The sequence below is a fragment of the Paracoccus sp. J39 genome, assembly GCF_000518925.1.
Classification (GTDB): Bacteria; Pseudomonadota; Alphaproteobacteria; order Rhodobacterales; family Rhodobacteraceae; genus Paracoccus.
Window position 1 is genome coordinate 187899 of record NZ_JAEN01000003.1, and the last position, 24932, is coordinate 212830.

A 24932-nucleotide genomic window follows, 5' to 3' on the forward strand; every position below is an offset into this window, starting at 1 on the left:
AACTTTCAAGGGCAAGGAAATATGGCAGAGGATTACGAAATCGGACCCGACCCCAGCCTGTTGCTGGTCGATGACGACGAGATCTTTCTGAACCGTCTGGCCCGGGCCATGGAAAAACGCGGCTTCGCCGTCACCCGCGCCGCCTCGGTGGCCGAGGCCCGCGCGGCGGTGGCCGAGCGGGCTCCGGCCTATGCCGTGGTCGACCTGCGGCTCGAGGACGGAAACGGGCTCGACGTGGTCGACGCCCTGCGGGAGGCGCGCGAGGATGCCCGCATCGTCGTGCTGACCGGCTATGGCGCCATCGCCACCGCGGTGGCGGCGGTCAAGATGGGCGCGACGGATTATCTTTCGAAACCGGCGGATGCGGATGACGTGACCCGCGCGCTGCTGGCGCGGGGCGATACCCTGCCGCCGCCGCCCGAGGCGCCGATGTCCGCCGACCGGGTGCGCTGGGAACATATCCAGCGCGTCTATGAGCAATGCGACCGCAATGTCAGCGAGACGGCCCGGCGTCTGCATATGCATCGACGGACCTTGCAGCGGATTTTGGCCAAACGCAGCCCGCGTTAATAATCTGGTTCTCAAAAAAGATTGCATTTCATTTTGGAATGCAAATATTGGGGCCACATACTGCCAAAACCAAGGATAAAGATATGAGCATCGACCTGGACTCCATGTCCTTACGCGAGCTTCGCGATCTGCGTAACAAGCTGGATCGCGCCATTTCCACCTTCGAGGACCGCCGCAAGCGCGAGGCCCTGGCCGCCGCGGAAAGCGCCGCGCGCGAATTCGGCTTCAATCTGGCCGATCTGACCGTCGCCAAACAGGCGCGCAGCAAGGTGGCGCCGAAATATGCCAATCCGGCCGATCCCTCGCTGACCTGGACCGGCCGCGGCCGCAAGCCGCGCTGGGTGCAGGAGGCGCTGGATTCCGGCAAGAAGCTGGAAGACCTGGAAATCTGACCTGATCCCCCGCATTCCCAGGATGCGGGGTTTTCCTTGCGGGATTACGGCCTGCCGTCGATTTCCGCGATCAGCTGGGAAAAGCGCAATAAATAGGCGTTGCGCGTTTCCAGCGGCGGCCGCAGCCGTATTTCCAGCCCCTGCAGGATTTCGGGCTGGGGAGCCGGAAACAGGCGATCCGCCTCGGCCCGCGAAAATCCCGCGATCTGAACGGCTTCCAGCCAGGCCGAGATCCGGTCGGCCCGCTTGATGGCGCGCTTGACCGCCGCGGGCAGCTGCGCCGGCAGGCCGAAGCGGCGGTGGATCGCCGCCGCCAGCCGCGCGTCCATTTCTCCATATTCGCTGCCCAGCGCCGCCTTCACCGGCGAGATCATGTCGCCGATGACATATTCGGGCGCGTCGTGCAGCAAGGCCGCCAGCCGCCAGCGCGGCTCGCAATCGGGGTTGGCGCGGGCATGGATCTCCTCGACCAGCAGGGAATGCTCGGCCACGCTATAGGCCCAGTCGCCATGGGTCTGGCCGTTCCAGCGCGCGACGAAGGCCAGGCCATGGGCGATGTCGCCGATCTCGATATCCACGGGCGTCGGGTCCAGAAGGTCCAGCCTGCGCCCCGACAGCATCCTTTGCCAGGCCCGTTTCGCGCCCTTCGCCATGCCGCTCTCCGTCTGTTGCGCGGCGAAACTAGCCGCATGGTCCGGGCCGCGCCAGCGCCGGATCGGACAGGCGAAGGGCCCGCGATCCGACGACCGCGGGCCCGAAACGGCACGAATCACGCAGAAGTGATCGCCTCAGGACAGCGGCTGGTCGGCGGGCCGCTGGGCCTGCATCCGGCGCGCGATCTCCTGCCGATACAGCGCGACGAAATCCACCGGGTCCATGTTGAAGGGCGGGAAGCCGCCATCGCGGGTCATGTCCGAGACGATGCGCCGCACATAGGGGAACATCATGCGCGGGCATTCGATCATCAGGAAGGGGTGCAACTGGTCCTCGGGCACGCCCTCGACATGGAAGATGCCGCCGTAATCCAGCTCGCACAGGAAGATCGGCGACTTGTCCTTGGAGTTGGTCGATTGCACGCGGAACTTGCTGATCACCTCATACTGGTGCTCGGCCGGGCGCTTGCGGGCATCCAGGCTGACCTGCACGCTGATCTCGGGCTGCACCTCGCCCGAGGGCAGGCCCTTCTGCGCCACCGCGTTCTCGAAGGACAGGTCGCGGATATATTGCGTCAGGATCTGCATCCGCACCGCCTGCTGGGCGGGATTCTGCCCCGGATTCTGGGCCTCGTTCGCGGCCTCGGGCGCGGCGCCGCCGCTGTTGTTCTCGTCGCTCATGGAATTCTCCTCGGATCTGACGGGGTTCTAGCACCCCGCAGGGCCGCGCTCAATGCCGGGTCCAGCCGGAGCCGCCCCGGCGCGGCGGCTGGTCCCCGGGCGCATCGCCCTGATCGGTCAGCCCCTCGCGCACCGGCGCGGGCGGATCGTCCTGCACCGAATATTCGCCGTCGATCACCCCCTCGTCGCGCCAGCCGGGGCGGCGGAAGCCCGCCGGATCGGCGCCGAAATCCGCCTCGGCCCCATACCCCTGGCGATAGCTGAAGCGCGTGCCCGTGACCCGCACCCCCCGCGCCATCCGCCGCAGGATCAGGCTGCGCACTGCCGGGATCAGCAGCAAAAGCCCCAGCCCGCTGGTAAAAAGTCCGGGCACCACCATCAGAAGGCCGGCGATCATGACCAGCGCGCCATGCGCCATGGGCCGGCCGGGGTCGCGGAAATCCTCCATGGCGCGCTGCACGTCCAGCGCGGCGCGCGCGCCCTGGTGGCGCATCACCGCCACCCCGGCCACCGCCGAGGCCAGCACCAGCGCGATCACCGGCAGCGCGCCGATCGCGCCTCCGACCTGGATGAACAGCGCGATCTCGACGATCGGCAGGATCACGAACGGCAGAAGCAGCCACATAAAGCCTTCCCCTTTGGCATGTTCTCTTTCCGGCACAAACTGGACTTGGGCCGGTCCCCACCCTACATAAGCATCGGAAACCATCCTTACAAAGCTCGTTAGGTCCGTTGATGTCGAACCCCCTGCTGCAACTCCTCGTCCTGGGCGCGATCGCCGTGTTCCTGATCCTGCGCTTGCGCGGGGTGCTCGGCACCCGCGACGGGTTCGAGGCGCCGCGCATCCCCGAGGAACCGGCGCAGCGCCGCCGCTTCGACGTGATCGACGGCACCGCCGAGGCCGGCGACAGCGACATCGCCGACCATGCCGAGCCGGGCAGCCCCACCGCCAAGGCCCTGGCCGAGATGAAGCGGGTCGAGCCCGATTTCGCCGTGGGCCCTTTCCTGTCCGGCGCGAAATCCGCCTATGAGATGATCCTGATGGCCTTCGAGCGCGGCGACCTCTCGGAGGTGCGCGGCTTCCTGGCCCCGCCGGTGGCCGAGGCCTTCGAATCGGTGATCGAGGACCGCAAGGCCCGCGGCCTGGTCACCGAGGCGCAGTTCCTCGGCACCCGCGAAACCGCGCTGGCCGGGGCCGAATTCACCCCGGCGACCGGCATGGCCGAGCTTTCGGTCCGCTTCGTCGGCGAGATGATCATCGCCACCCGCGACGCCCAGGGCAACGTGGTCGAGGGCGACCCCAAGGCCGCGCGCAAGCAGCGCGACACCTGGACCTTCGCCCGCCGCATGGGTCAGGACGACCCGAACTGGCAGCTCGTCGCCACGGCCTGAGCCATGGCGCGCCGGCGGGGACTCTCGGCCGAGGACAAGGCCCTGTGGTCCCGCATCGCCGCGACCGCGGTGCCCATGCACCCGACCCGCAAACAGGCCGAACCGATCCCCGAACCCAAGCCGCTGAAAAAGCCCGCCCCCGCGCCGCAGGCCGCTGCGCCGCAGCTGGCCGGCCTGCGCATCGGGGCGAAGGCCGGCGGGTCCGGCTCGACCCGCCTCGACCTGTCGCCGCCCCCGCGCGAGGCGCTGCATGCCCAGCCCTTGCGCATGGACCACAAGACCCACCGTCAGATGACCCGCGGCAAGCTGGCCCCCGAGGCGCGGATCGACCTGCACGGCATGACGCTGGCCGTGGCCCAGCCGGTGCTGACCCGCTTCATCCTGCAGGCCCGCGCCGATGGACGGCGGCTGGTCCTGGTCATCACTGGCAAGGGGCGCGAGGGCGGGCCCGATGCGCCGCTGCCGGTCCGGCCCGGGGCGCTGCGCCACAACGTGCCGCATTGGCTGCACATGCCGCCGCTGAACGCCGCGGTGCTGCAGGTCCGCCCGGCGCATCGCCGCCACGGCGGCGAGGGCGCCTATTACGTCTACCTGCGCCGCTAGAAGGCCGGCGAGATCACGATCTGCGCCGCGCGCTCGGCATGCAGGGCCGCACGGGTCAGCGGCCCGACCCCGCCGCCCACATCCGACGAGAACACGCTGTTCAGCTCCCGCGCCTGCGACAGGATGCGCAGAAGCGCAGGCGAGGTCGCGACGTTGAAATGCCCGGTGCCGCTGCTGAAGGCGCCGACATCCACCAGCGTCACCGGCAGGTCCGCTACCGGCCCGGCATCGGTCAGGCTGCCCAGCCGCACCGATTCGGCCGAGATCAGCGCCGACAGGTTCAGCGCCCGGTCCCGCCCCGAGGTGAAGATGAAGAAGGGCTGCGGCAACCTGCCGATGGCCCGCGCCTGACTGCGAAACACGCCGACATCGATATCGGGCGACAGCAGCACCACGGCGCCGATCCGGTCCAGCGTGCGGCGGTCGCCGGCGATGGCCATCTGGCGCAGGCTCTCCATCAGCAGCAGGGCGCCCATGGAATGCGCGACCAGGATCGCCTTGCCGCCGCCCGCCTCGGTGGCGATCTCGATGCTGCGCTCGAGCCCGTCGCGGGAATAGAGCACGCTGTCGCGATCCGCCGCATAGGCCAAGGGCTGCCCGCGCGAGGGCCACGAGAAATGCAGCGGCACGCCGGGCAGGCGCAGGTCGTGCTCGATCTGGGCAAAGCGATACAGGCCCTCGGCGAAGGTGTTGTTATAGCCATGCACGAACAGCACCACGTCGCGGTCGCCCGGCGGGCGCTCGGCGATGGCGCGGCGTAACTCGGCGCGGAAATCCCCGGGCCGGGCGAAGCGGGCATATTCCGAGACCAGGAAATCCCGCCGCGGATCGGGTGCCGCGCCCTTGCGCGGATAGGCGATCGAGCCCGGCCGCCGCTCGGGCGGCACCGAGACGTCGACACGGCCGAAGCTCACCCCCTCCTGCCGGCTGCCGTCGGGGGTGCGGTTGGTGGCGATATAGATGCGCTCGACCTGGCCCACCCGGCCCGCCTCCGGGACCAGGGTGATCTCGCCGCGCGGCGCACAGGCCGCCAGCAGCAGCAACAGCGAAACAAGGATCCGCGCCGGCATGTCCCCCGCCTTTTCGACTTGCGGCGAACCATGCCATCACCGCGGGCGCGGGAAAAGCCCTCAGCCGTAATTCGCCTTGGGCCCGGCAAACCACCAGATGATCAGCCCGACCACCGGCAGGATCGCCACCAGCGCGATCCAGACCAGCTTGGTGGTCATGCTCTCATTGGTGTTGATGATCGAGGCGATGGCCCAGACATCCAGCACGAAGATGATGATTCCGAAGATATATCCCATGCGCGTCCCCGTCCTTTGACTTCCGGCACAACGGACGGGACCGCGCCGCGGTTCCCTTCAGAGCACATAGCGCGAAAGATCGGTCGAGCGCGAAAGATCGCCCAGATGCTTCTCGACGAAGGCCCCGTCGACCACCACCGTCTCGCCGGAACGGTCCGGGGCGCTGAAGGACAGCTCCTCGAACACCCGTTCCATCACGGTGTAAAGCCGCCGCGCGCCGATATTCTCGACCGAGCCGTTCACCTCGGCCGCGATCCGCGCCAGCGCCCGGATGCCGTCCTCGGTGAACTCGACCGCCACCCCCTCGGTCGCCATCAGCGCGGTATATTGCCGGGTCAGGGCGTTGTCGGTCTCGGTCAGGATGCGGACGAAATCCTCCTCGGTCAGGGCGCGCAGCTCGACGCGGATCGGCAGCCGGCCCTGCAGCTCGGGCAGCAGGTCCGAGGGCTTGGCGATATGGAACGCGCCCGAGGCGATGAACAGGATGTGATCGGTCTTCACCGGGCCGTATTTGGTGCCGACGGTGGTGCCCTCGATCAGCGGCAGCAGGTCGCGCTGCACGCCCTCGCGCGAGACGTCGCCGCCGCGCGCCTCCTGCCGGGCCGCCACCTTGTCGATCTCGTCGATGAAGACGATGCCGTTCTCCTGCACCGCCTCCAGCGCGGCGGCGCGCACCGCCTCGTCGTCCAGAAGCTTGTCGGCCTCCTCGGCGATCAGCAGGTCGTAGCTTTCCGCCACGGTGACCTTGCGCCGCACCCGCCGCCCGCCAAAGGCCTTCATCAGCCCCGACAGGTCCATCATGCCGCCGATGGCGCCGGGCTGGCCGGGGATCTCCATCATGCCGAGCGGATTGGAATTGTCCTGCACCTCCAGCTCGATCACCGTGTCGTCCAGCTCGCCGCGCTTGAGCTTGTCGCGGAATATCTCGCGGGTCTGCTCGCGCGCCCCCTCGCCGGCCAGGGCGGCGACGACCCGCTCCTCGGCGGATTTATGGGCGCGGGCCTTGACCTCCTCGCGCATGCGCTCGCGGGTCTCGATGACGGCGGCATCGGCCAGGTCGCGGATGATCTGCTCGACATCGCGGCCGACATAGCCAACCTCGGTGAACTTGGTGGCCTCGACCTTCAGGAAGGGCGCGCGGGCGAGCTTCGCCAGCCGGCGGCTGATCTCGGTCTTGCCGACGCCGGTGGGGCCGATCATCAGGATGTTCTTGGGATAGACCTCGTCGCGCAGGTCGTCGCCCAGTTGCCGGCGCCGCCAGCGGTTGCGCAGCGCCACGGCCACGGCGCGCTTGGCATCCCTCTGCCCGATGATGAAGCGATCCAGTTCGGACACGATCTCGCGCGGGGTCAGGTCACTCATGGTCAGCCTTTCCTGTCAGGGGCACCGGCTTGCGCCTTCTTTCTTGCCCAAATATCCCGGGGGACGGCCGGCATGCCCCGCCAGGGGCAGGCCGGGCGGGGGCAGAGCCCCCGTCATCCCATGACTTCAACGGTCAGATTGCCATTGGTGTAGACGCAGATATCCGCCGCGATCGCCATGGCCTTGCGCGCCACCGCCTCGGCATCCAGCTCGCTCTCCATCAGCCCGCGCGCGGCGGCCAGGGCGAAATTGCCGCCCGAGCCGATGGCGGCCACGTCATGCTCGGGCTCCAGCACGTCGCCGGCACCGGTCACGACGAAGATGTCGCGCCCGTCGGTCACGATCAGCATCGCCTCGAGATTGCGCAGATACTTGTCCATGCGCCAGTCCTTGGCCAGCTCGACGCAGGCCCGGGCCAGCTGGCCGGGCGCCGCCTCCAGCTTCTTCTCCAGCCGCTCGAGCAGGGTGAAGGCATCGGCGGTCGAACCGGCGAATCCCACCACGACGTCATGGCCGCCGGGGCTCAGCCGGCGCACCTTGCGCGCCGTGCCCTTCATCACCGTCTGGCCGACGCTGACCTGGCCGTCCCCGGCGACGACGACGCGACCAGCCCGGCGCACCGCCAGGATGGTGGTCCCGTGCCAGCCGGGAAATCTCTCTTCGGACATGCCTCTCTCCGATATCAGCCTGCCGCGTCAGATATGGGCCGGGCGGCGCTTTCGCAACCCACCATCCCTTTCGGCCGCCACCCCTTCCGCCGGCCCGCGCCGGCCGCTAGCCTGCCGGCCATGACCCATGCCCCCGTCCTGCGCGTCTATCTGGAAGGCTCGATGCTGGAGACCGCCCGCGCGGGCAGCTTCAACTTCATGGCCGTGCTGCGCCGGACGGTCGAGGCGGCGGGCTGGCGCGTCGAATGGCACGAGACCGGCCCCATGGCCCGCGCCGCGGCGCCGACGCTGGAAGGCTATGCGCTGTTCCACATGGAGGCGCCGACGCATGACCGCGCGCTGACCTTCCGCCGCGCCTATCACTATCCGTTCTGGCAGATCGAGCCGGTCCAGCAACGCTGGCGCTTCGCCGTGGCGCGGGCCCGCCACGACCCCGAGGCCGTCGATCCCGGCGCGGCCCGCGCCTTCGCCGACCGGCTGCGCGCCCGCGTGCTGCCCGGCCCCGCGCCCCGGCGCGGCGACACGGTGCTGGTGCCGCTGCAGGGCCATATCCGCCGCTGCCGCTCGTTCCAGACCATGAGCCCGGCCGATATGCTGGAGGCGGTCGCCGCCGCCGGCCGGCCCACCGTCGCAACGCTGCACCCGCGCGAGGCATATGACGCCGCCGACCATGCGGCGCTGGACCGGCTGGCGGCGCGCCACCCGAACCTGCGGATCGGCGGCGACACGATGCGGCTTCTGCGCGATTGCGCCTTCGTCGCCACGCAGAACAGCGCCGTGGCCTTCGACGGCTACCTGCTCGGCAAGCCGGCGGTGCTGTTTGGGCAGATCGATTTCCACCACATCGCGCTGAACGTCTCCGAACTGGGCGCGGAGGAGGCGCTGGCGCGGGCCGCGAGCCACGCGCCGGATTTCGACCGCTACCTGTTCTGGTTTCTGCAGCAGAACGCCATCAACGCCACGCGGCCCGATGCGGGCGCGCGGATCCTGGCGGCGATGCGCCGGGGCGGCTGGCCGATCGGCGCCGCCCCCGGCGCCTAGGGATCAGATGGATTCGTCGATCCAGGCCTTCAGTGCGGCCTTGGGCGCGGCGCCGATCTTGTTCGAGACCACCTGGCCGTCCTTGAACAGGAACAGCGCCGGGATGCCGCGCACGCCCAGGGCGGCGGGGCTTTCGGGGTTCTCGTCCACATTGACCTTCACGATCTTCACGCGGCCCGCGTATTCGGCGGCCAGCTCTTCCAGCGAGGGGCCGATCTGGCGGCAAGGCCCGCACCATTCGGCCCAGAAATCCACCACGACCGGGGTCGGGGACTGGCGGACTTCGCTGTCGAAATCGGCGTCGGAAACGGCTTGGGTGTTGGCCATGGGGCTCTCCTGCGATGTGCCGGCTGGCACCGGCGGGGCGTATGGGTCAAGAGCTATGCACCGGGGCGGTTGGGGTCAAGGCCCGCCATCACCCCATCCAGCAACTCGTCGGGCAGCGCCATCAGGCTGCGCGAGGCGGTCCAGAGCACCGCGACCTCGACCCGCATGGCCGGCCAGATCAGCCGCAGCGCCGCGCGATAGGCGGCCATCTGCCGCAGGATGCCCAGCGGCACCGCCTGCGGCATATCCGGCACCTCGCGGTTCGACTTGTAGTCCACCGCCAGGATCCGGTCCGGCTCCACCACCAGCCGGTCCACGGCGCCGGTCAGGGTGCCGATCCCCGGCAGCGGCGCGGCCAGCGCCACCTCGGCCAGCAGCTCGGCACCGTCGGGCAGGGCAAAGACCTGCGCCAGGTCCGGGGCCTCGATCACCGCGCGGGCTTCGGCCAGCAGCGCCGCCAGCGCCTCGGGACCGGGCAGGCCGCCCTCGGCATCGGCCAGGACGTCGCGGGCCAGGGCGGGCCAATCGGTCGGATCGCGGCCCGGCAGGTGCTCCAGCAGCAGATGCAGGCGGGTGCCGAACAGCATCGCCGCCTCGGCATCGCCCTCGCCGGGCGCGCCGATCACCTTGGCCCCGCCCAGCGCCGTCGCGGCGACGGGCCGGAGTTTTGCGGGGGCGGGCGGCGGCGGGGCGCGCAGCCAGTCCGGCTCGGCCGGCGCAAGCTTTTCCGACAGCACCGGCTGCGGCGCGTCCTCGGGCCAGTCGCCGAAGGACAGCCGCCGGATCTCGCCGCCCCAGGGCGCGAGCAGGCGCGTTTCGGTCAGGTCGGTGCGGCCCATGCCGGCCTCGACCATGGCGTGCCAGCTGTCCTCGGCCGCGCCGGTCTCGCCGGCCGCGGCAACGATCAGCCAGCTTTCGGCGCGGGTCAGCCCGACATAGAGCAGCCGCTTGCGTTCCTGCAGCTGCCGCTCGGTCTGGAGCGCGGCCAGTTCCTCGACCGGCTCGGGCCGCTCGCCCTTGCGGCCGCGCCACAGGGACAGCCCGTCCGGGCCGGGCAGCACCGGCGCCTCGCGCGGGGAGCGGCGCTGCGCGCAGTCGGGCATGATGACGATGGGGCTTTCCAGGCCCTTCGAGCCGTGCACGGTCATCACCCGGATCAGCCCCTCGCCATCGCCGGCCGAGCCGGGCTGGCGGCGCACCTCGACATCGTCGCCAGTCAGCCAGACCAGGAAGCCGGTCAGCGAGGGCGTCTCCGAGCTTTCATAGGCCAGCGCCTGCGACAAGAGCTCGTCGATGCCGTCCTGCGCCTCGGGGCCCAGCCGGGCGATCAGCCGCTCGCGCCCGCCGTGGCGGATCAGCAGGCGCTGGATCAGGTCATAGGGGCGCATGAAGCCGGTCTGGCCCATCAGGTCGGCCAGTAGCTCGACCGCCTGGCGATGCGGCGATTCGCGCAGCCGCCGCCACAGGTATTCGCCGCGCTTGCGCCCGGCGGCAAGGCGGTAAAGCTCCTCCTCGGTCAGCCCGAACAGCGGCGAGCGCAGGCAGGCGGCCAGCGACAGGTCGTCCTCGGGCGTGGCCAGCACCGACAAGAGGGCGCGGATGTCCTGCACCGCCATCTCTCCGGCCAGCTTGAGCCGGTCGGCGCCGGCGACGGGCAGGTTCGCCGCCTTCAGCGCCGCGATGATCTCGGCGAACAGGTCCGAGCGGCGCTGCACCAGGATCAGCACGTCGCCGGCGCGGATGCGGCGCACCGCGCCGGTCTTGGGGTCATGGATCGGCTGGCCCAGCATCCTGCCGATGGCATCGGCGACGGCGCGGGCCAGCTGCACGGTTTCCGAATTCTCGGCCGGCTGGTCCACCGGATCGGTCCAGTCGCCCGGCTCGGGCTTTTCGGGCTTCGGGATCGCCGGCCACAGGTCCACCCGGCCCGGCATCGCGGTGCGAAAGGCGCGGTGCTGCGGCGGATCGCCCAGGCCGCGCGCCGCATCGCCGGCAAAGACCTGATCGACCAGCGACAGGATCGCGGTCGAGCTGCGGAAGGAATGCCGCAGCTCCAGCACCTGCATGGGATTCTGCACCGCCTCGAAGGCCTGGGCAAAGCCGGTGCGGCGGGCCTCGAACACCGCGATATCGGCGCCCTGGAAGGAATAGATCGACTGCTTGGGGTCGCCCACCACGAACAGGCTGCGCGTCTGGTCGCGCGCGCCTTGCCCCGAGGTGAACTCGTCGGTCAGCCGCTCGATCACCTGCCATTGCGCCGGGCTGGTGTCCTGCGCCTCATCGACCAGGATATGGTCGATGCCGCCGTCCAGCCGGAACAGCACCCATTGCGCCATGCTGCTTTCCGACAAGAGCCGCGCGGTGCGGTCGATCAGGTCGTCGAAATCCAGATGGCCATGCGCGGCCTTCTGCGCCCGGTAGCGGGTCAGGAAGGCATGACCGAAACGGTGCAGCGCCAAGGTCCGTTCGGCATGGGCCAGCGCGATGCGGCGCGGCCGGGCGGATTCGACCCGCTCCATCAGGATCGCCAGATCGTCCAGCAGTTCCGCGCAGGGGCCGCTGCGCAGCGCCTTGGTCGGAAAGCCGTCGTATTTCGCGGTAAAGGGCACCTTGGCGCTTGCCCCGGTCAGCAGCACGGATTCCAGGATCGCCAGCTCCGCCATGCCCGGCTGCGCCCAATTGCCGGGCGCCAGCTTCGCCGCCGCCTTCTGGTCGTTCGCGCCGCTTTTCAGCAGATGCGGGATCAGCGCGGCAATGACCGTAGCCCCGTCGGCGAAGCATTCCGCCAGCAGCGCCTGCATGTCCTCGCCCGGCGCCAGCCCGCAGGCGGTCCAGAGCGCGTCCCGGTCCGCGGGGGCCTCGAACCCCCGCAGACCGGCAAGGAAGGCGTCGAGCCTTTCGCCGGAATGCAGCGCCAGCAGGTCCTCCAGCTCGGGCGCGCGCTCGCGGGCCATGTCCTCGATGATCTCGGCGCGGATGAGCGCCGCGCTGCGGTCGTCAAGCTCGGTGAAGCCATGCGGCACCCCGGCCTCGATCGGGAAGCGGCGCAGGACGCCGGCGCAGAAGCTGTGGATGGTCTGGACCTTCAGCCCGCCCGGCGTCTCGATGGCGCGGGCGAACAGCCGGCGCGCGGCGGGCAGGTCGGGGGCGCCCGCCTCGCCCAGCCGCGCCAGTTCGGCGCGCAGTTCCGCCTCGGGCAGCATGGCCCATTGGCCCAGCCGCGCCAGCAGGCGGTTCTGCATCTCGGTCGCCGCGGCCTTGGTATAGGTCAGGCACAGGATGCGCTCGGGCGCGGTCCCGGCCAAGAGCAGCCGCGCCACCCGGTCGGTCAGCACCCGCGTCTTGCCCGAGCCGGCATTGGCCGTCAGCCAGGTCGAGCGATGCGGGTCCGCCGCCCGCACCTGCGCCAGCGTCGCCTCATCCATCATCGCCGAACCTCTGCGGGGCTGCGACCTCGGTCGTGTCCCATTCGCCATGCCGCGACAGGTGGTCGTAATCGCTGGCATGGTCGCTGCGTTCCATGGCCAGCCGGGCGGTAAAGCCGCGCTCGCCGTCCAGATAGCGGCGGATCAGGGTGACGAAGCCGGTCCAGCTTTCCTCGGCAAAACCGGGGCTGAACTCGCGGCTTTCGGTTTTTCCCTCGCCGCCCAGCTGGATATAGCTGATGCCCTCGACCTCGGCGGGTCCCAGCGCCTTGAAGGCGCCGTGCCGGACCATGGCTGCCTCCAGCGGCAATTGCTTGTCGAAATGCGCGATCTGCTTGTCGGTCGGCGGCTTGCCGGACTTGTAGTCATAGACATGCACCCGGCCGTCCTGCAGCAAGTCCAGCCGGTCGGGCCGGGCGATCAGGCGGAAGTCCAGGCCGGGCACGGCCTCTGCGCCATATTCCTCGACCAGGACGGGCCGGCCGCGCGCCAGCCGTTCGGCCTCGTCCGCCATCAGCCGGTCGGCGATGCCGGCGATCCGCGCCCGCCAGAACAGCCGGGCCGAGGGCCAGGGCACCTCGGCTTCCAGCACCGCGTCGGTAAGGGCAAGCAGCCGCGCCTTCATCGCCTGCGGCGTCTCGGGCAGGGCGGGCAGGCCGCGCAGGAAGCGGTCCATGATGCGGTGCAGGACATTGCCGCGCTCGGCCGCGTCGGGTTCGGGGCGCAAGGGGTCCAGCGCCCGCAGGCCCAGCACGCGGCGGGCATAGACGGCATAGGGGTCGCGGATCAGCGTCCTGACCTCGGTCACCGACAGCTCGCGCAGGGCGGGCGGCGGCGGAAGGGGCGAGGGCCGCGGCGCCGGCGCCAGCCGCATGCGCGGCCGGGCCTGCAATTCGGCCAGGTCCAGCCAGCGCCGGCCGCGTTTCCGCATCTCGGCCAGCGCTTGCGGCCCCTGCTGGTCCGGCAGCCCGCCCAGCAGGTTCACCAGCCGGTTCAGCCAGCGCGAGGGGATGGTCTCGGCCTCGGCATCGCGGCGGGCGCGGGTCAGCACCACCTGCACCGCCGCCACGGCCTGCTGGAAGTCATGCGCCGACAGGCCCACCCGGCGCTCGGGCAGGGTCAGCCCCGCCGCCAGCCGCATCGGGCGCGACAGCCACGGATCGGGCGGCAGCGCCTGCGGCCAGCCCCCCTCGTTCAGGCCCGACAGGATCACCAGCCCGGCATCCTCGCCCACCGCCTCGGTGCGCGCCTCGCGCGGGCCGCGGAAGCGGACCAGCGGATGCGCGGCCACGTCCTGCCGCACCGCCTGGCCCTGCAATTCGTCCTGCAGCAGGTCGCAGAACTCGGCCGGCCGCAGGTCGTGGCCCAGATGCGCATGGGCGGCCAGATGATCCAGCACCGCACGCGCCAGCCCGCCCGAAGCCTTGGCCCAGAGTTCCGAGGCATCGGCATCGCCGCCCGGACCGGCGGCCAGATCCTCGGCCAGGGCGCGCAGATCGCGCAGCCGCTCCGCCAGCGGCCGCGGCGCGCGATCCTGCGCCAGCGGCACGATGCGGTCCAGAAGCGAGGCCAGCCACAGCGCCCAGGGCTTGCTGGAGGCGTCGCCGCGATCCGCCCAGCCCCGCAAGGCCGCGCCATCGGGAAAGGCCGGACCGTTGCGGCGCAGGTGCAGCTCCAGGTCGCGGGTATGGCGGTTGTGCTCGCGCCGGTAATCGGGGCCAAGCCCGGTCGCGGTGACCGGGTGCTTGAGCAACACCAAGAGCGCGTCCAGCATCATCTCGGCCCCGAAAAGGTCGGCGACATGGCGCAGGAACAGGCCGGGCGCGGTCAGCGGCAGGGGCTGGCCGGCGGAATCGTCGGGGATGATGCCCCAGCGGTCCAGCGCCGATTGCACGCGGCGGGTCAGCATCCGGTCGGCGGCGATCAGCGTCACCGGCTGGCGGTTTTCCACCGCCTCGCGGATGACCAGCGCCACGGCCTCGGCCTCCTCGCCGGGCTGCTCGGCCTCGATCAGGGTCAGGCGTTCGGTCGCGGGAACCAGCGGGCCAAGGCGCGGGCCTTCCTCGATCCATTGGTCGGTGACCGGCGCCGGGCGCAGCGCCAGCGAGATCAGCCGGTTGCGCGCCGGGTCGGGCGCCGTTCCGGGCAGCCATTCCGCCGGCGCGCCGAACTCGGCCAACAGCGGCGCATAGCGCGCCTGCGGGTGATCTTCGGACAGCGCGTCGAGCCCGTCCCAGACGGCTTGCGGCAGGTCGGCATCGAAGCCCGGCAGCACCACCGCGCCCATCGGCAACCGGGCGACGGCGCGCATGAAATCCCGCGTCGCGCCATGCGAGCCGGTCGAGCCGGCGACGACGACCGGGCCCTGCGGCAGGTCCGCGCCGCGCGCCCAGGCCGCGGCCAGCGCCCCGGCGGCGGCGCGCTGCCGGGCCTCGCGGTCCTGCGGCGGGTCGGACAGGTAATAGCCGGCGGCGATCTTCAGGAAGGCCAGCGCCCGGCCCCAATGCTGGGCGTGTTCGCTGGCGTCGATGCGGTCCAGCGCCTGGGCGTCCAGCCCTTCCAGCTGCATCTCGGCCATCAGCGCCGCCAGCGAGGCAGCGAGTTCCGGCACCGATTGCCCCTGCGCCAGATCGGGATCGGCGCGCAGCGCGGCGTCGATCAGCCGGCCCAGCTCCAGCCGGCGCGCCAGCGGCGCCGTGGCCGCGCCGCCGCCCAGGTCGGCGATCAGCCGCAATTGCGGCAAAAGCAGCGGCCCGCGCCGAATGAAGGCCTGACGCAGCGCCATCAGCGACTGGCCGGAATTGGCATAGACCGTGACCCGCGCCATGTCCTGCGGCGGACGGTGGGCCATGCGCCGGATCAGCCCGTCGGCGAAGGCGCCGGGGAAATCCGCGCCGCAGGGCAGGGCAAAGATCCCGTTCTGCCAGTCAGGCATCGAGCAGGCTCTCGGCCAGCGGGATGCAGTCGGGGCGGCCGACATCGCACCATTCACCGGGATGGACCAGCCCGTAAGCACGGCCCCCGGCGATCATCAGGTCCCAAAGGCGGTTGAGCGAAAACACCTGTTCGGGGATCTCGGCCAGCCGGTCGGGGCGGATGATCTGCACGCCGCCATAGACCAGATCGCCCCTGCGGATCAGCCGGCCCGCCGGGCCAAGGCTGAAATCGCCGCCGCCCTGCCGGCCATGGGTCCGGTCCAGCGGCACCAGCATCAGCAGCGCGTCCATCTCCTCGCGCCAGCCGTCCAGCAGGGCGCGGATCGGGTTCGGGCCGGTCCAGACCACATCCGGGTTCATTGTGATCACAGGGCCGGGGCCAAGCAGCGGCAGCGCCTTGCGCAGGCCGCCGCCGGTCTCCAGCAGCAGGTCGGATTCGTCCGAGACGGCGATGTCCTGCCCGGCGATGTGATCACGGATCTGCGGGCCCAGATGATGGATGTTCACCGCAACCCGCCCGGCGCCCGCCTGCCGCCCCAAGGCCAGCGCGCGGTCCAGAAGGGTCCGGCCGCCGACCGGGATCAGCGGTTTCGGCAGCGTATCGGTCAGCGGCGCCATGCGGGTGCCCTTGCCCGCCGCGAAGATCATCAGCGGCAGGCTCATCCGGCGATGCCCTCGATCACCTCGGGCGTGGGGGCGGGGACGCCTTCCAGCGCCTTGGCCAGCGGGGCCAGCGCCGGATGCGCCAGGTCGCGCCGGATCGCCGCCCAGACGCGCGGCATCATCGCCAGGTAGCGCCGCTTGCCCTCGCGCTGCGCCAGCCGGGTGAAGATGCCCATGATGCGCAGGTTGCGCTGCGCGCCCAGTAGCGCATAGGCGGCACGAAACCGCGCCTCGTCCACGCCGGTCGCGGCGACATAACGGGCGATCTGCGCCTCTTCGATCTCGGGCGCGACGTCGCGGCGGGCGTCCTGCAGGGCCGAGACCAGGTCATAGGCCGGATGCACCGCCACCGCGTCCTGGAAATCCAGAAGGCCCAGCGGCGCATCGTCCCGCCACACGACGTTCTCGGCATGGAAATCGCGCAGGCCCAGCACCGGCGGCATGTCGGCAGCCAGTTCGGCATGCAGCCGCTCGATCACCGCGGCGACCTCGGCGCCCTTGCCGGGCGCGCCGGCGGCGGGGGGGTAGTATTCGGCGAACAGCCCGACCTGATGCGCCAGTTCCGGCCCGTCTAGGCGCAAGACAAAATCCGGCGGCTCGTGGCCGTGCAGCTGCACCAAGAGGTCGGTCATGCGGTCATAGATGCGCGGCGCCAGCTCGGGGCGCGATTCCAGGACCCGGGCCACCAGATCGTCGCCCAGATCCTCGATCAGCAGCAGGCCCTGCGCCTGATCGGCGGCCAGGATCTCGGGCGCGTGCAGGTCCAGCGCCCGCAGCCATTGCGTCATGGCGACATAGGGCGCGGTCACGCCGGGCGAGGCATCCATCAGCACCGCGCTGCGCCCGTCCTGCTCGACCAGCCGGAAATAGCGCCGCGACGAGGCGTCGCCCGCCAGCGGCAGCAAGCGCGCCCCGGCCCAGCCGGCGCGGTGGATCAGCCGGGCGATGGCGGGCAGGCGGGTCATGGCGCCCCAATGCGGCTCAGACCCCGCCAGGGTGATGCGGCGCAGGTCGGGGGCATCGGGCAGCGGCTCCAGCCCGATGGTCAGCGGATCGGGCAGCGGGTTGCCATGTTCGGGCCATTCGACCAGCACGATGGCCTCGCGCATGGCCTCGTCAAGGCCAAGCTCGGCCAGTTCCTCGGGATGGGTCAGGCGGTAAAGGTCGGCATGCCAGATCTCGGTCCCCAGCGGGTCGGCATAGGTCTGGACCAGGGTGAAGGTGGGGCTGGGCACCTCCTCGGCCGCCTCGCCCTGGCGGGCGCGGATGAAGGCGCGGGCGAAATGCGTCTTGCCGGCGCCGACCGGCCCCTGCAACGCCACCACGTGGCCGGGCTTCAGGACAGCCGCCATCACCCGCGCCAGGCAGGCGGTCAGGTCGGCATCGGCATCGTCAAGCGTCGCAAGCAGGGTCATCACAGGAAACCTAATGCGGGACGCAGCCCTGTCAAAGCCCCAGAACGTCGGCCATGTCGTATTCGCCCGGCCCCTTGTCCTGGCCCCACAGCGCCGCCCGCAGCGCGCCGCGGGCAAAGATGGCGCGGTCGGTGGCGACATGGCGCAGCACCACCCGCTCGCCCGCGGTGGCGAAGATCACGTCATGCTCGCCGACGATATCGCCGCCGCGGATGGCGCTGAATCCGATCGAGCCGGGCGCGCGGGCGCCGGTGATGCCCTCGCGCGCAGGCGTGCGCAACTCGTCCAGGCTGTGGCCGCGCCCGGTGGCGGCGGCCTCGCCCAGCATCAGCGCGGTGCCCGAGGGCGCATCGACCTTGCGGTTGTGATGCGCCTCGACCACCTCGATATCCCAGTCCTCGCCCAGCGCGGCAGCGACCTTGCGGGTCAGCCCGACCAGCAGGTTGACGCCCAGGCTCATGTTGCCGGCGCGGATGATCGGCGCGTGGCGGGCGGCGGCCTTCAGCTTGTCCAGATGGGCGGGCTCGAAACCGGTGGTGCCGATCACATGCACGGCGCGGGCCTGCGCGGACAGTTCGGCAAAGGCCACCGTCGCCGCCGGGGCGGTGAAGTCGATCACCGCCTGCGCCTTGGCGATGGCCTCGACCGGATCGTCGGTGACGGTGATTCCCAGCGTCGGCCCCCCCATCGCCTCGCCCAGGTCGCGGCCGACCCAGGGATTGCCCTCGCGCTCGATGGCGCCGACAAGGCGGGCCTGATCCGACGCCAGAACGGTGCGCACCAGCATCTGCCCCATGCGGCCCGACGCGCCCGTGATGACGATTCCCGGTTTTTCCATGCTCGATCCCCCGTTTCCGGCATGTCTATCCCGTTGCGGCGCGGGCCGCGACCCCCTACATCTGCGCGCATGGCACAGAACCGCTTTCATTCCGGCACAGGCCCCTCGCAGCGCCAGCTTCGCGTGGGCGAGCTGATCCGCCGCACACTTTCCGACGTCCTCCTGCGCGGGGATGTCCACGATCCCGAGCTGAACCGGCATTCGATCACGGTCGGAGAGGTGCGGACCTCGCCCGACCTCAAGGTCGCGACGGCCTTCGTGCTGCCGTTGGGCGGGCACGATGCCGAAGAGGCGCTGGCCGCGCTGCGCCGCAATTCGGGCGAGCTGCGCCATCTGGTCGCCAAGGCGATGACGCTGAAATATGCGCCGCAGCTGCGCTTCGTGCTGGACGAAACCTTCGACCGCATGGACGACACGCGCCGCCTCTTGTCCGAGGACCGGGTGCGCCGCGACGTCGAATCGCATCCGGAAGACGATGAAGATTGACCTCAAGCGCCGGCTGGGGCTGGCCATCGGCGCATTGGTCGCCATGACCCTGCCCGCCATGGCCGGGATCTGCGAAAAGCGCGACTTCGACGGGCAGGGCTATGTGGTCTGCACGCTGGATGCCGGGCAGGAGCCGGGGCTGCGGCTGTGGCTGAACGGCCCGGACGGCCGGGTCTTGGGCGATTTCACCGCCGTGCGCCGCATGCTGGCCGGGGGCGAGGTGCTGGGTTTCGCCATGAATGCCGGCATGTATCACCCGGATTTCACCCCGGTCGGGCTTTACGTCAGCAACGGCGTCAGCCAGCACGATCTGGTGACGGCCGGCGGCGGCGGCAATTTCGGCATGCTGCCGAACGGCGTGTTCTGCACCGGCGGCGCGCGGCCCTATCAGGTGATCGAAAGCCGGGCCTTTGCCAGGGCCGCGCCGGAATGCCGGATCGCCACGCAATCGGGGCCGATGCTGGTGATCGACGGCGCGCTGCATCCGCGTTTCCTGGTGGACAGCGACAGCCGCTATATCAGGAACGGCGTCGGCGTCTCTCCGGACGGGCAGACGGCATGGTTCGCCATCTCGGACCGGGCGGTGACGTTCCACGAATTCGGCCGGCTGTTCCGCGACGGGCTGGGGGCGCGGGATGCGCTGTATTTCGACGGCTCGATTTCGCGGCTATACGCCCCCAGCCTTGGCCGCGCCGATTTCGGGCGGCGGCTGGGGCCGATCATCGGATATGTAGGACAGAACTAGAATGGCGCGAAAAAAGGGACGCGAGATCCACGGTTGGCTGATCGTGGACAAGCCGGCGGGCATCGGCTCGACCGACGTGGTCGGCAAGGTCCGCTGGGCGCTGGACGCGAAGAAGGCCGGCCATGCCGGGACGCTGGACCCGGACGCGACCGGCGTGCTGGCCGTGGCGCTGGGAGAGGCGACCAAGACCGTGCCGATCCTGGCCGAGGCGCTGAAAGCCTATGACTTCACGGTGAATTGGGGCGCCGAGACCACGACCGACGACGCCTCGGGCGCGGTGGTGAAGACCAGCGATGCGCGCCCGGACGAGGCGGCGATCCGCGCCGCGCTGCCCGCATTCACCGGCGAGATCATGCAGGTTCCGCCCGCCGTCTCGGCCGTGCGCGTCGATGGCGCGCGGGCCTATGACCTCGCGCGCGAGGGCGAGGTGGTCGAGCTTGCCGCCCGGCCGCTCTGGGTGGACTCGCTGGAGCTTCTGGGCGCGGCACAGGACAGCGCCGAGCTGCGCATGGTCTGCGGCAAGGGCGGCTATGTCCGCGCCATCGCCCGCGACCTCGGCCGCAAGCTGGGCTGCCTTGGCCATGTCGCGCAGCTGCGCCGCATCTGGTCGGGACCCTTCGACGTCGCAGACGGCTTCGCCTTCGACCGCATCGACCGCGCCAACCAGGCCGAGATCGAGGCGGCGCTGCTGCCCCTGCAAGCCGCGCTGGCCGACCTGCCCGAGATGCAGGCGACCGAGATGGGCGCCACCCGCATCCTGAACGGCAATCCCGGCCAGGTGCTGGGCCATGCCGAGTTCGGAGAGGAGGTCTGGGTCAGCCGCAACGGCCGGGCGCTGTGCATCGGCCGCTACATGGGCGGAGAGGTGCAGCCCTCGCGCGTGTTCAACCTGGGCTAGACCTCCTCGCCGCCCGGCGCCATGATCCGCGCGACGGTTGCGCCGGGCAGGGCCTCGGCGGCATAGGTGAAGGTGCCGGCGGATCGGACCTCCTCGGCGGCGCGCATCAGCGCGCCGAGCGCCGCCCGCGCGAAAGAGCCGCCGACGCTGATCCGCCGCACCCCGGCCTGCGCCAGCTCGGCCACCGACCAGGTCGGACCCGACAGCCCCATGACCACGTTGACGGGCTTGTCCAGCGCGGCGCAGACCGTGCGGATCGCCTGCAGGTCCGGCAGGCCCGGCGCATAAAGCACATCCGCCCCGGCTTCGGAAAAGGCTTGCAGCCGCCGGATCGTGTCATCCAGATCCGGCCGGCCCCAAAGGAAGTTCTCGGCCCGCGCGGTCAGCAGGAAGGGCAGGCCCCGCGCCGCCTCTGCCGCGGCCCGGATGCGCTCGACCGCCAGGGACAGGTCGTGGATCGGATCGGCGGCATCCCCCGTCGCATCCTCGATCGAGCCGCCGACCAGCCCCACCCGACAGGCCAGCCGGATGGTTTCGGCGCAGGTCTCCGGTGCGGCGCCGAAACCATCCTGCAGATCAGCCGAGACCGGCAGCTCGGTCGCGCCGACGATCTCGGCGGCATTGTCCACGATCTCCTCGCGTCCGAGCCCGGCGATGGAATCCGGCTTGCCCTTGGAAAAGGCATAGCCGGCGCTGGTGGTCGCCAGCGCCTGAAACCCCAGGCTGGCCAGCAGCCGGGCCGAGCCCGCATCCCAGGGATTGGGCATGACGAAGGCGCCCTCCGCCTCGTGCAGCGCCTTCAGCGCCTCGAACTTCGCCTGTTGGTCCGGCATCGCGCCTCTCCTGCAAGGAACTCCCGCGCGACTCTAGCAGGCCGGAACAAATTGTGAACGACTTTCTCGGCCCCGGGCTTCGGCCCTCAGCCGAACTGATAGGTCGCGGGCACGAAGCGGAACGACCCTTCGCCGTTCGGGGCGATGAAGCCGAGCGCCGGGAAGGGCATGTGATAGCCGATGAAGGGGATCTTCTCTTCGGCCAGCCGGGCCAGCACCGCCTGGCGGGTCGCCGCGCCCTGCTCCTTGTCCACGTCGAAGCGCACATGCCAGGCCGGGCGCTGCACCGAATAGACATAGTGGTTGAAGCTGTCGCCCGAGATCAGCAGCCGCTGCCCCTCGCTTTCCAGCAGATAGGTGGTGTGGCCGGGCGTGTGGCCATGCGCCTGTTCGGCCCTGATGCCGGGCAGGATCTCCTCGGTCCCCTCGATCTGCTGCGCCTGATCGAGCAGCGGCACCACCTTGGCGGTATAGGCCTCGCTGGGATTGGCGGCCCAGTAATCGTTCTCGGGCCGGGACAGGATCAGCTGGGCATTGGGAAAGGCCGGGGCCTCGCCATCCATCAGGCCGCTGATATGGTCGGGATGCATGTGGGTCAGCACGACATGGGTCACGTCCTCGGGCGTCAGCCCGGCCTGCGCCATCGAGGCGGCGTTGTTGGCCGGGACCATGCCGGTGTCGAACAGCACCAGCGCATCGGGCGTGCGCACCAAGGTCAGGGTGAACGAGCCGCCGCTGCGGTCGGCGGGAATGAAATTCTCGGCGCTGAGGCTTTCGAACTCGGCCGGGTCGGCGTTAAGCCCGAAGGTCTCGATCGGATTGTCGCTCATGCTGGCACCGCCCAGCAGCGTCGTCACTTCGAAACCGCCCAGCTGGATCGTATGGGCGCGGCCCCGAAAGACCGGCGCCTCGCCTGCCGGCTCGGCGGGCGCGGTCTGGGCGGGGGCGGCGGTCTGGGCATGCGCCGGCAGCACCAGCGCCATGGGCAGCGCGCCGCCGATAAGCATGGCATGACGGCGGCTGATATCGGTCCTGAACATCTTTCCCTCCTGCTTGGTCCTTTCTGCAACCTTACGCGAGGGCAACGGGTTCCGGCATGAAACCTGCGTGACCGTCAGAAGGGCGCCGGGGCGGAAAAGCCTTGCATCACCCCGGTTTCCGGGTGCTTGAAGCGCAGGCTTTCGGCATGCAGCATCAGGCGGGGGAAATCCGCCGCCGCGCCGGTCGCGTAAAGCGGATCGCCCAGGATCGGGTGGCCCAGCTCGGCCATGTGCACGCGCAACTGATGGCTGCGGCCGGTGATCGGCATCAGCCGCACCCGCGTCTCGGCATCCGTGGCCTTGACCACCCGCCATTCGGTCTGCGCCGGGCGGCCCTCGGCATGATCGACCTTCTGGCGCGGGCGGTTCGGCCAGTCGACGATCAGCGGCAGGTCCACCATGCCGCTTCTCGGCTCCAACCGGCCCCAGAGCCGCGCGACATAGGTCTTTTTCGTGCGCCGGTCCTCGAACTGCCGGGACAGGTGGCGCTGCGCATGCGGGGTCAGGGCAAAGACCATGATCCCCGACGTGTCCATGTCCAGCCGATGCACCAGCAGCACGGTCGGAAAGGCGGCGCGCAGCCGCTCGATCAGGCAATCCGCGCGATCCTCGCCCCGTCCGGGGACCGAGAGCAGCCCGGCCGGCTTCTCGACCACCAGGATCTCGTGATCGGCATGGATCACGCGCGGCTGTTCGGCCGTGGGCTGGTAGAGAAAGCTCATTTCCAGACCAGCCGCAGCGCCAGGCCCGCGAACATCACCGCCGCGATGCGGTTCACGATGCCCAGCCGCTTGCCGATCACCTGCCCGGCAAAGCCGCCGACCAGGCCGTAACCCATGGTGACCAGCATGCCCGACAGGGTGAACATCAGCCCCAGCCCCAGGATCTGCTGCCAGACAGGGCCGTATTCCGGCCGGGTGAATTGCGGCAGGAAGGCCAGCAGGAAAAGCACCGGCTTGGGGTTCAGCAGGTTCGACAGCGCGCCGCGGCGGATGATGTTCCAGGTCCGGCTGGCGGCGCGGGCGCGCGGGTCGACCGCGCCGGCGTTCCAGCTTTTCCAGGCCAGGAACAGCAGATAGGCGGCGCCGGCATATTTGATCGCCACCAGCGCGCCGGGATGGGCGGCGACCAGTGCGCCCAGGCCCACGGTCGCCATCACCACATGGCAGACCACGCCCAGCCCGACGCCGAAGCCGGCCAGCGCGCCGGCGCGCGGGCCGTTCTGGATGCCGCAGGCGCTGGCGAAGAACACGTCCTGTCCCGGTGCAAGGTTCAGCACCAGGGCCCCGGCCATGAAGGCCAGGAGTTGTTGCAACGGAAAATTCGCCAGCGTGTCCCAGATCATCGCGCGCCCCCTTTTCCTGCCGCCTAGGCTGGACGGCGCGCGGCGTCAACTATTCGCGCGGGTCCTGCGGCAGCCCGTCGGCGATATCGTAATAGTCGCCCTTGTCGGCGACGAAGATATGGCCCAGCAGGCGCAGCCCGGTCGGGCTGTCGATGGCGCCCGCCGCCACGTCGATGATCTCGGACCCGTCGCGCTGCCAGAACAGCGAGCTGCCGCAATCCGGGCAGAAGCCGCGCCGGGCGATGTCCGAGGCGCGATACCATTTCGGCTCGCCCTCGATCTGCAGCGATTGCGGCAGGATCGCGGCCCAGTAATGCCCCGACCAGCGCCGGCACTGGCTGCAATGGCAGGCCTTCAGATCGTTGCCGGCGTCATAAGTGCCGCGGAAGCGGATGGCGCCGCACAGGCAATGGCCGGTGAATTCAGTCGCGTCCGAAGGTGGCATCCAGAATCTCCTGCAGGCGGCGGGCATCCTCCGGCGTGAAGGCGTCGGGCCGGTCGCTGTCGATGTCGAGCACGCCGATCAGCCGCCCGCCCGGGCCGATCACCGGGATCACCAGTTCCGAGCGGGTGGAGCTGGCGCAGGCGATATGGCCGGGAAAGGCGTCCACATCCGGCACCCGCTGGGTCTGCCGCGTCCGCGCCGCCGCCCCGCAGACCCCGCGCGAGAAGGGGATCACCAGGCAGCCATGGCCGCCCTGATAGGGACCGATCTTCAGCGTCTCGGGCGCGGTGACGCGATAGAAGCCGGTCCAATCGAAACGCTCGTCCGAGTGGTGGATTTCGCAGGCGAGCGTCGCCATCAGCGCGACCTCGTCGGTCTCGCCATGGGTCAGGGCGCGGATGCGGGCGGCGAGGTCGTCGTAATCGGGCATGGCGCGACACTAGCCGCCCTGCCGCAGGCTGTCACCCCGCCACGCGCCAGTAGCTGTTCGGCATGTGGATCAGCGGCGAGATCGCGAAGCCTGCCGCGACCAGGCACAGCAGCGTCGGCGCCGCGGTCCCGTTCAGCCCGGCCAGGACGGCAAGATGGCAGAACAGGAAGACGCCGCAGCCGGTGACCAGAGCCGGCCAGCCCTCGCAGCGCGACAGCCAGGCCAGCCCGCCGCCCAGCAAGGCCAGCGCCAGCGCCGCCCAGGAGATCGGCGCAAAGACCCGGACCAGCGACACGAGGTCGATCGCCCGCAACGGCGAATCGGCGGACATGGCGACGGTCGAGCAGGCCAGGAAAAAGCCGGCCATCACCGCAAAGGACAGGCCGCAGAGGATGGAAAGGAGGCGCATGACAAACAAACCCAGGGATACGACAAAA

28 protein-coding genes are annotated in these 24932 nt (G+C 70.3%); 8 read left to right on the forward strand and 20 right to left on the reverse strand.

Annotated features, from left to right (window positions below; genetic code table 11):
• The first annotated feature begins 21 nt into the window (after positions 1-21).
• Both L632_RS0104320 and L632_RS0104325 read left to right on the forward strand, forming a co-directional pair.
• Positions 22-570 carry an ActR/PrrA/RegA family redox response regulator transcription factor gene (locus L632_RS0104320; RefSeq protein ID WP_028711707.1) on the forward strand — a complete coding sequence of 183 codons (549 nt, stop codon included), beginning with the start codon at positions 22-24 and terminating at the stop codon, positions 568-570.
• Between the two features lie 83 nt (positions 571-653).
• Entirely contained in the window at positions 654-962 is a 309-nt protein-coding gene (locus L632_RS0104325; RefSeq protein ID WP_028711708.1) for an H-NS family nucleoid-associated regulatory protein, read from the forward strand.
• Positions 963-1006: 44 nt separating this feature from the next.
• Here the strand turns inward: L632_RS0104325 and L632_RS0104330 are convergent, their stop codons facing one another.
• From L632_RS0104330 to L632_RS0104340, 3 genes are all read right to left on the reverse strand, one after another.
• The gene (locus tag L632_RS0104330) at positions 1007-1615 is read right to left on the reverse strand and encodes an HD domain-containing protein (protein WP_028716405.1); all 609 of its coding nucleotides are present in this window, start codon (positions 1613-1615) and stop codon (positions 1007-1009) included.
• 135 nt (positions 1616-1750) lie between these two features.
• Positions 1751-2296 carry a protein-export chaperone SecB gene (gene secB / locus L632_RS0104335; protein WP_028711710.1) on the reverse strand — a complete coding sequence of 182 codons (546 nt, stop codon included), beginning with the start codon at positions 2294-2296 and terminating at the stop codon, positions 1751-1753.
• A 49-nt stretch (positions 2297-2345) separates the two neighbouring features.
• On the reverse strand, positions 2346-2921 hold the full coding sequence (locus tag L632_RS0104340) for an FxsA family protein (RefSeq protein ID WP_028711711.1): 576 nt from the start codon (positions 2919-2921) through the stop codon (positions 2346-2348).
• A 110-nt stretch (positions 2922-3031) separates the two neighbouring features.
• On the opposite strand from L632_RS0104340, the gene L632_RS0104345 reads away from it, so the two are divergent.
• Both L632_RS0104345 and L632_RS0104350 read left to right on the forward strand, forming a co-directional pair.
• Positions 3032-3688 (forward strand): Tim44/TimA family putative adaptor protein, encoded by a 657-nt coding sequence (locus L632_RS0104345; protein WP_028711712.1) that lies wholly within the window; start codon positions 3032-3034, stop codon positions 3686-3688.
• Positions 3689-3691: 3 nt separating this feature from the next.
• Entirely contained in the window at positions 3692-4291 is a 600-nt protein-coding gene (locus L632_RS0104350; RefSeq protein WP_028711713.1) for a Smr/MutS family protein, read from the forward strand.
• Here L632_RS0104350 and L632_RS0104355 read toward each other — a convergent pair.
• The 4 genes from L632_RS0104355 to hslV all read right to left on the reverse strand — a co-directional run bounded on the left by L632_RS0104355 (position 4288) and on the right by hslV (position 7628).
• On the reverse strand, positions 4288-5361 hold the full coding sequence (locus L632_RS0104355; protein WP_028716406.1) for an alpha/beta hydrolase: 1074 nt from the start codon (positions 5359-5361) through the stop codon (positions 4288-4290). The two genes, L632_RS0104350 and L632_RS0104355, sit on opposite strands and share 4 nt — an antisense overlap.
• A gap of 60 nt (positions 5362-5421) precedes the next feature.
• Positions 5422-5598: a PLD nuclease N-terminal domain-containing protein gene (locus L632_RS23755; RefSeq protein ID WP_084637765.1), complete on the reverse strand. Its 177-nt coding sequence runs from the start codon at positions 5596-5598 to the stop codon at positions 5422-5424.
• A gap of 57 nt (positions 5599-5655) precedes the next feature.
• Positions 5656-6960 carry an ATP-dependent protease ATPase subunit HslU gene (gene hslU / locus L632_RS0104365; RefSeq protein ID WP_028716407.1) on the reverse strand — a complete coding sequence of 435 codons (1305 nt, stop codon included), beginning with the start codon at positions 6958-6960 and terminating at the stop codon, positions 5656-5658.
• 113 nt (positions 6961-7073) lie between these two features.
• Positions 7074-7628, reverse strand: coding sequence for an ATP-dependent protease subunit HslV (gene hslV / locus L632_RS0104370; protein WP_028711716.1), 555 nt, complete (start codon positions 7626-7628; stop codon positions 7074-7076).
• A gap of 120 nt (positions 7629-7748) precedes the next feature.
• Here hslV and L632_RS0104375 point away from each other — a divergent pair, with 120 nt between their 5' ends.
• On the forward strand, positions 7749-8669 hold the full coding sequence (locus tag L632_RS0104375; protein WP_028716408.1) for a hypothetical protein: 921 nt from the start codon (positions 7749-7751) through the stop codon (positions 8667-8669).
• A 3-nt stretch (positions 8670-8672) separates the two neighbouring features.
• Here L632_RS0104375 and trxA read toward each other — a convergent pair whose 3' ends face one another.
• From trxA to dapB, 6 genes are read right to left on the reverse strand one after another with little or no spacing between them, the layout of a single operon-like run.
• Positions 8673-8996: a thioredoxin gene (trxA, locus tag L632_RS0104380; protein WP_028711718.1), complete on the reverse strand. Its 324-nt coding sequence runs from the start codon at positions 8994-8996 to the stop codon at positions 8673-8675.
• Positions 8997-9049: 53 nt separating this feature from the next.
• Positions 9050-12424, reverse strand: a complete 3375-nt coding sequence (gene addA, locus L632_RS0104385; RefSeq protein WP_028716409.1) for a double-strand break repair helicase AddA — start codon at positions 12422-12424, stop codon at positions 9050-9052.
• A complete protein-coding gene (gene addB, locus L632_RS0104390) occupies positions 12414-15356 on the reverse strand; it encodes a double-strand break repair protein AddB (RefSeq protein ID WP_028716410.1) in 2943 nt (980 codons plus the stop codon). Before addB ends, addA begins: the two co-directional genes overlap by 11 nt.
• Positions 15349-16020 carry a nucleotidyltransferase family protein gene (locus L632_RS0104395; protein ID WP_028711721.1) on the reverse strand — a complete coding sequence of 224 codons (672 nt, stop codon included), beginning with the start codon at positions 16018-16020 and terminating at the stop codon, positions 15349-15351. The genes addB and L632_RS0104395 overlap by 8 nt, the downstream gene beginning before the upstream one ends.
• Entirely contained in the window at positions 16017-17435 is a 1419-nt protein-coding gene (gene tsaE / locus L632_RS0104400) for a tRNA (adenosine(37)-N6)-threonylcarbamoyltransferase complex ATPase subunit type 1 TsaE (RefSeq protein WP_028716411.1), read from the reverse strand. The genes L632_RS0104395 and tsaE overlap by 4 nt, the downstream gene beginning before the upstream one ends.
• A 31-nt stretch (positions 17436-17466) precedes the next feature.
• A complete protein-coding gene (dapB, locus tag L632_RS0104405; protein ID WP_028711723.1) occupies positions 17467-18273 on the reverse strand; it encodes a 4-hydroxy-tetrahydrodipicolinate reductase in 807 nt (268 codons plus the stop codon).
• A gap of 69 nt (positions 18274-18342) precedes the next feature.
• Between dapB and rbfA the strand changes: the two genes are divergently transcribed.
• The 3 genes from rbfA to truB are packed head-to-tail and all read left to right on the forward strand — an operon-like array spanning position 18343 to position 20402.
• Positions 18343-18759 carry a 30S ribosome-binding factor RbfA gene (gene rbfA / locus L632_RS0104410; protein ID WP_028711724.1) on the forward strand — a complete coding sequence of 139 codons (417 nt, stop codon included), beginning with the start codon at positions 18343-18345 and terminating at the stop codon, positions 18757-18759.
• Positions 18749-19504 (forward strand): phosphodiester glycosidase family protein, encoded by a 756-nt coding sequence (locus L632_RS0104415; protein WP_028716412.1) that lies wholly within the window; start codon positions 18749-18751, stop codon positions 19502-19504. The genes rbfA and L632_RS0104415 overlap by 11 nt, the downstream gene beginning before the upstream one ends.
• Position 19505: 1 nt before the next feature.
• Positions 19506-20402: a tRNA pseudouridine(55) synthase TruB gene (gene truB / locus L632_RS0104420; protein ID WP_028711726.1), complete on the forward strand. Its 897-nt coding sequence runs from the start codon at positions 19506-19508 to the stop codon at positions 20400-20402.
• On the opposite strand, the gene L632_RS0104425 is transcribed toward truB, so the two are convergent.
• The 7 genes from L632_RS0104425 to L632_RS0104455 all read right to left on the reverse strand — a co-directional run bounded on the left by L632_RS0104425 (position 20399) and on the right by L632_RS0104455 (position 24904).
• The gene (locus tag L632_RS0104425; RefSeq protein ID WP_028711727.1) at positions 20399-21235 is read right to left on the reverse strand and encodes an oxaloacetate decarboxylase; all 837 of its coding nucleotides are present in this window, start codon (positions 21233-21235) and stop codon (positions 20399-20401) included. The genes truB and L632_RS0104425 overlap by 4 nt on opposite strands.
• Positions 21236-21321: 86 nt before the next feature.
• Positions 21322-22275 carry an MBL fold metallo-hydrolase gene (locus L632_RS0104430; protein WP_028711728.1) on the reverse strand — a complete coding sequence of 318 codons (954 nt, stop codon included), beginning with the start codon at positions 22273-22275 and terminating at the stop codon, positions 21322-21324.
• Positions 22276-22349: 74 nt separating this feature from the next.
• Positions 22350-22997, reverse strand: coding sequence for a pseudouridine synthase (locus L632_RS0104435; RefSeq protein WP_028716413.1), 648 nt, complete (start codon positions 22995-22997; stop codon positions 22350-22352).
• Complete coding sequence (locus L632_RS0104440) at positions 22994-23620, reverse strand: LysE family translocator (protein ID WP_028711730.1); 627 nt, start codon at positions 23618-23620, stop codon at positions 22994-22996. Before L632_RS0104440 ends, L632_RS0104435 begins: the two co-directional genes overlap by 4 nt.
• 49 nt (positions 23621-23669) lie before the next feature.
• Positions 23670-24065, reverse strand: a complete 396-nt coding sequence (locus L632_RS0104445) for a GFA family protein (protein WP_028711731.1) — start codon at positions 24063-24065, stop codon at positions 23670-23672.
• Positions 24043-24495 (reverse strand): GAF domain-containing protein, encoded by a 453-nt coding sequence (locus L632_RS0104450; protein ID WP_028711732.1) that lies wholly within the window; start codon positions 24493-24495, stop codon positions 24043-24045. The genes L632_RS0104445 and L632_RS0104450 overlap by 23 nt, the downstream gene beginning before the upstream one ends.
• Before the next feature lie 31 nt (positions 24496-24526).
• Positions 24527-24904 carry a hypothetical protein gene (locus L632_RS0104455; RefSeq protein WP_028711733.1) on the reverse strand — a complete coding sequence of 126 codons (378 nt, stop codon included), beginning with the start codon at positions 24902-24904 and terminating at the stop codon, positions 24527-24529.
• Positions 24905-24932: the final 28 nt, after the last annotated feature.

What these genes read in the sequence shown, in the direction of transcription:
- L632_RS0104320 (WP_028711707.1), top strand. Translation starts at nt 22, where the DNA reads ATGGCAGAGGATTACGAAATCGGACCCGACCCCAGCCTGTTGCTGGTC.
- L632_RS0104325 (WP_028711708.1), top strand. Translation starts at nt 654, where the DNA reads ATGAGCATCGACCTGGACTCCATGTCCTTACGCGAGCTTCGCGATCTG.
- L632_RS0104330 (WP_028716405.1), bottom strand. Translation starts at nt 1,615, where the DNA reads ATGGCGAAGGGCGCGAAACGGGCCTGGCAAAGGATGCTGTCGGGGCGC.
- secB (WP_028711710.1), bottom strand. Translation starts at nt 2,296, where the DNA reads ATGAGCGACGAGAACAACAGCGGCGGCGCCGCGCCCGAGGCCGCGAAC.
- L632_RS0104340 (WP_028711711.1), bottom strand. Translation starts at nt 2,921, where the DNA reads ATGTGGCTGCTTCTGCCGTTCGTGATCCTGCCGATCGTCGAGATCGCG.
- L632_RS0104345 (WP_028711712.1), top strand. Translation starts at nt 3,032, where the DNA reads ATGTCGAACCCCCTGCTGCAACTCCTCGTCCTGGGCGCGATCGCCGTG.
- L632_RS0104350 (WP_028711713.1), top strand. Translation starts at nt 3,692, where the DNA reads ATGGCGCGCCGGCGGGGACTCTCGGCCGAGGACAAGGCCCTGTGGTCC.
- L632_RS0104355 (WP_028716406.1), bottom strand. Translation starts at nt 5,361, where the DNA reads ATGCCGGCGCGGATCCTTGTTTCGCTGTTGCTGCTGCTGGCGGCCTGT.
- L632_RS23755 (WP_084637765.1), bottom strand. Translation starts at nt 5,598, where the DNA reads ATGGGATATATCTTCGGAATCATCATCTTCGTGCTGGATGTCTGGGCC.
- hslU (WP_028716407.1), bottom strand. Translation starts at nt 6,960, where the DNA reads ATGAGTGACCTGACCCCGCGCGAGATCGTGTCCGAACTGGATCGCTTC.
- hslV (WP_028711716.1), bottom strand. Translation starts at nt 7,628, where the DNA reads ATGTCCGAAGAGAGATTTCCCGGCTGGCACGGGACCACCATCCTGGCG.
- L632_RS0104375 (WP_028716408.1), top strand. Translation starts at nt 7,749, where the DNA reads ATGACCCATGCCCCCGTCCTGCGCGTCTATCTGGAAGGCTCGATGCTG.
- trxA (WP_028711718.1), bottom strand. Translation starts at nt 8,996, where the DNA reads ATGGCCAACACCCAAGCCGTTTCCGACGCCGATTTCGACAGCGAAGTC.
- addA (WP_028716409.1), bottom strand. Translation starts at nt 12,424, where the DNA reads ATGATGGATGAGGCGACGCTGGCGCAGGTGCGGGCGGCGGACCCGCAT.
- addB (WP_028716410.1), bottom strand. Translation starts at nt 15,356, where the DNA reads ATGCCTGACTGGCAGAACGGGATCTTTGCCCTGCCCTGCGGCGCGGAT.
- L632_RS0104395 (WP_028711721.1), bottom strand. Translation starts at nt 16,020, where the DNA reads ATGAGCCTGCCGCTGATGATCTTCGCGGCGGGCAAGGGCACCCGCATG.
- tsaE (WP_028716411.1), bottom strand. Translation starts at nt 17,435, where the DNA reads ATGACCCTGCTTGCGACGCTTGACGATGCCGATGCCGACCTGACCGCC.
- dapB (WP_028711723.1), bottom strand. Translation starts at nt 18,273, where the DNA reads ATGGAAAAACCGGGAATCGTCATCACGGGCGCGTCGGGCCGCATGGGG.
- rbfA (WP_028711724.1), top strand. Translation starts at nt 18,343, where the DNA reads ATGGCACAGAACCGCTTTCATTCCGGCACAGGCCCCTCGCAGCGCCAG.
- L632_RS0104415 (WP_028716412.1), top strand. Translation starts at nt 18,749, where the DNA reads ATGAAGATTGACCTCAAGCGCCGGCTGGGGCTGGCCATCGGCGCATTG.
- truB (WP_028711726.1), top strand. Translation starts at nt 19,506, where the DNA reads ATGGCGCGAAAAAAGGGACGCGAGATCCACGGTTGGCTGATCGTGGAC.
- L632_RS0104425 (WP_028711727.1), bottom strand. Translation starts at nt 21,235, where the DNA reads ATGCCGGACCAACAGGCGAAGTTCGAGGCGCTGAAGGCGCTGCACGAG.
- L632_RS0104430 (WP_028711728.1), bottom strand. Translation starts at nt 22,275, where the DNA reads ATGTTCAGGACCGATATCAGCCGCCGTCATGCCATGCTTATCGGCGGC.
- L632_RS0104435 (WP_028716413.1), bottom strand. Translation starts at nt 22,997, where the DNA reads ATGAGCTTTCTCTACCAGCCCACGGCCGAACAGCCGCGCGTGATCCAT.
- L632_RS0104440 (WP_028711730.1), bottom strand. Translation starts at nt 23,620, where the DNA reads ATGATCTGGGACACGCTGGCGAATTTTCCGTTGCAACAACTCCTGGCC.
- L632_RS0104445 (WP_028711731.1), bottom strand. Translation starts at nt 24,065, where the DNA reads ATGCCACCTTCGGACGCGACTGAATTCACCGGCCATTGCCTGTGCGGC.
- L632_RS0104450 (WP_028711732.1), bottom strand. Translation starts at nt 24,495, where the DNA reads ATGCCCGATTACGACGACCTCGCCGCCCGCATCCGCGCCCTGACCCAT.
- L632_RS0104455 (WP_028711733.1), bottom strand. Translation starts at nt 24,904, where the DNA reads ATGCGCCTCCTTTCCATCCTCTGCGGCCTGTCCTTTGCGGTGATGGCC.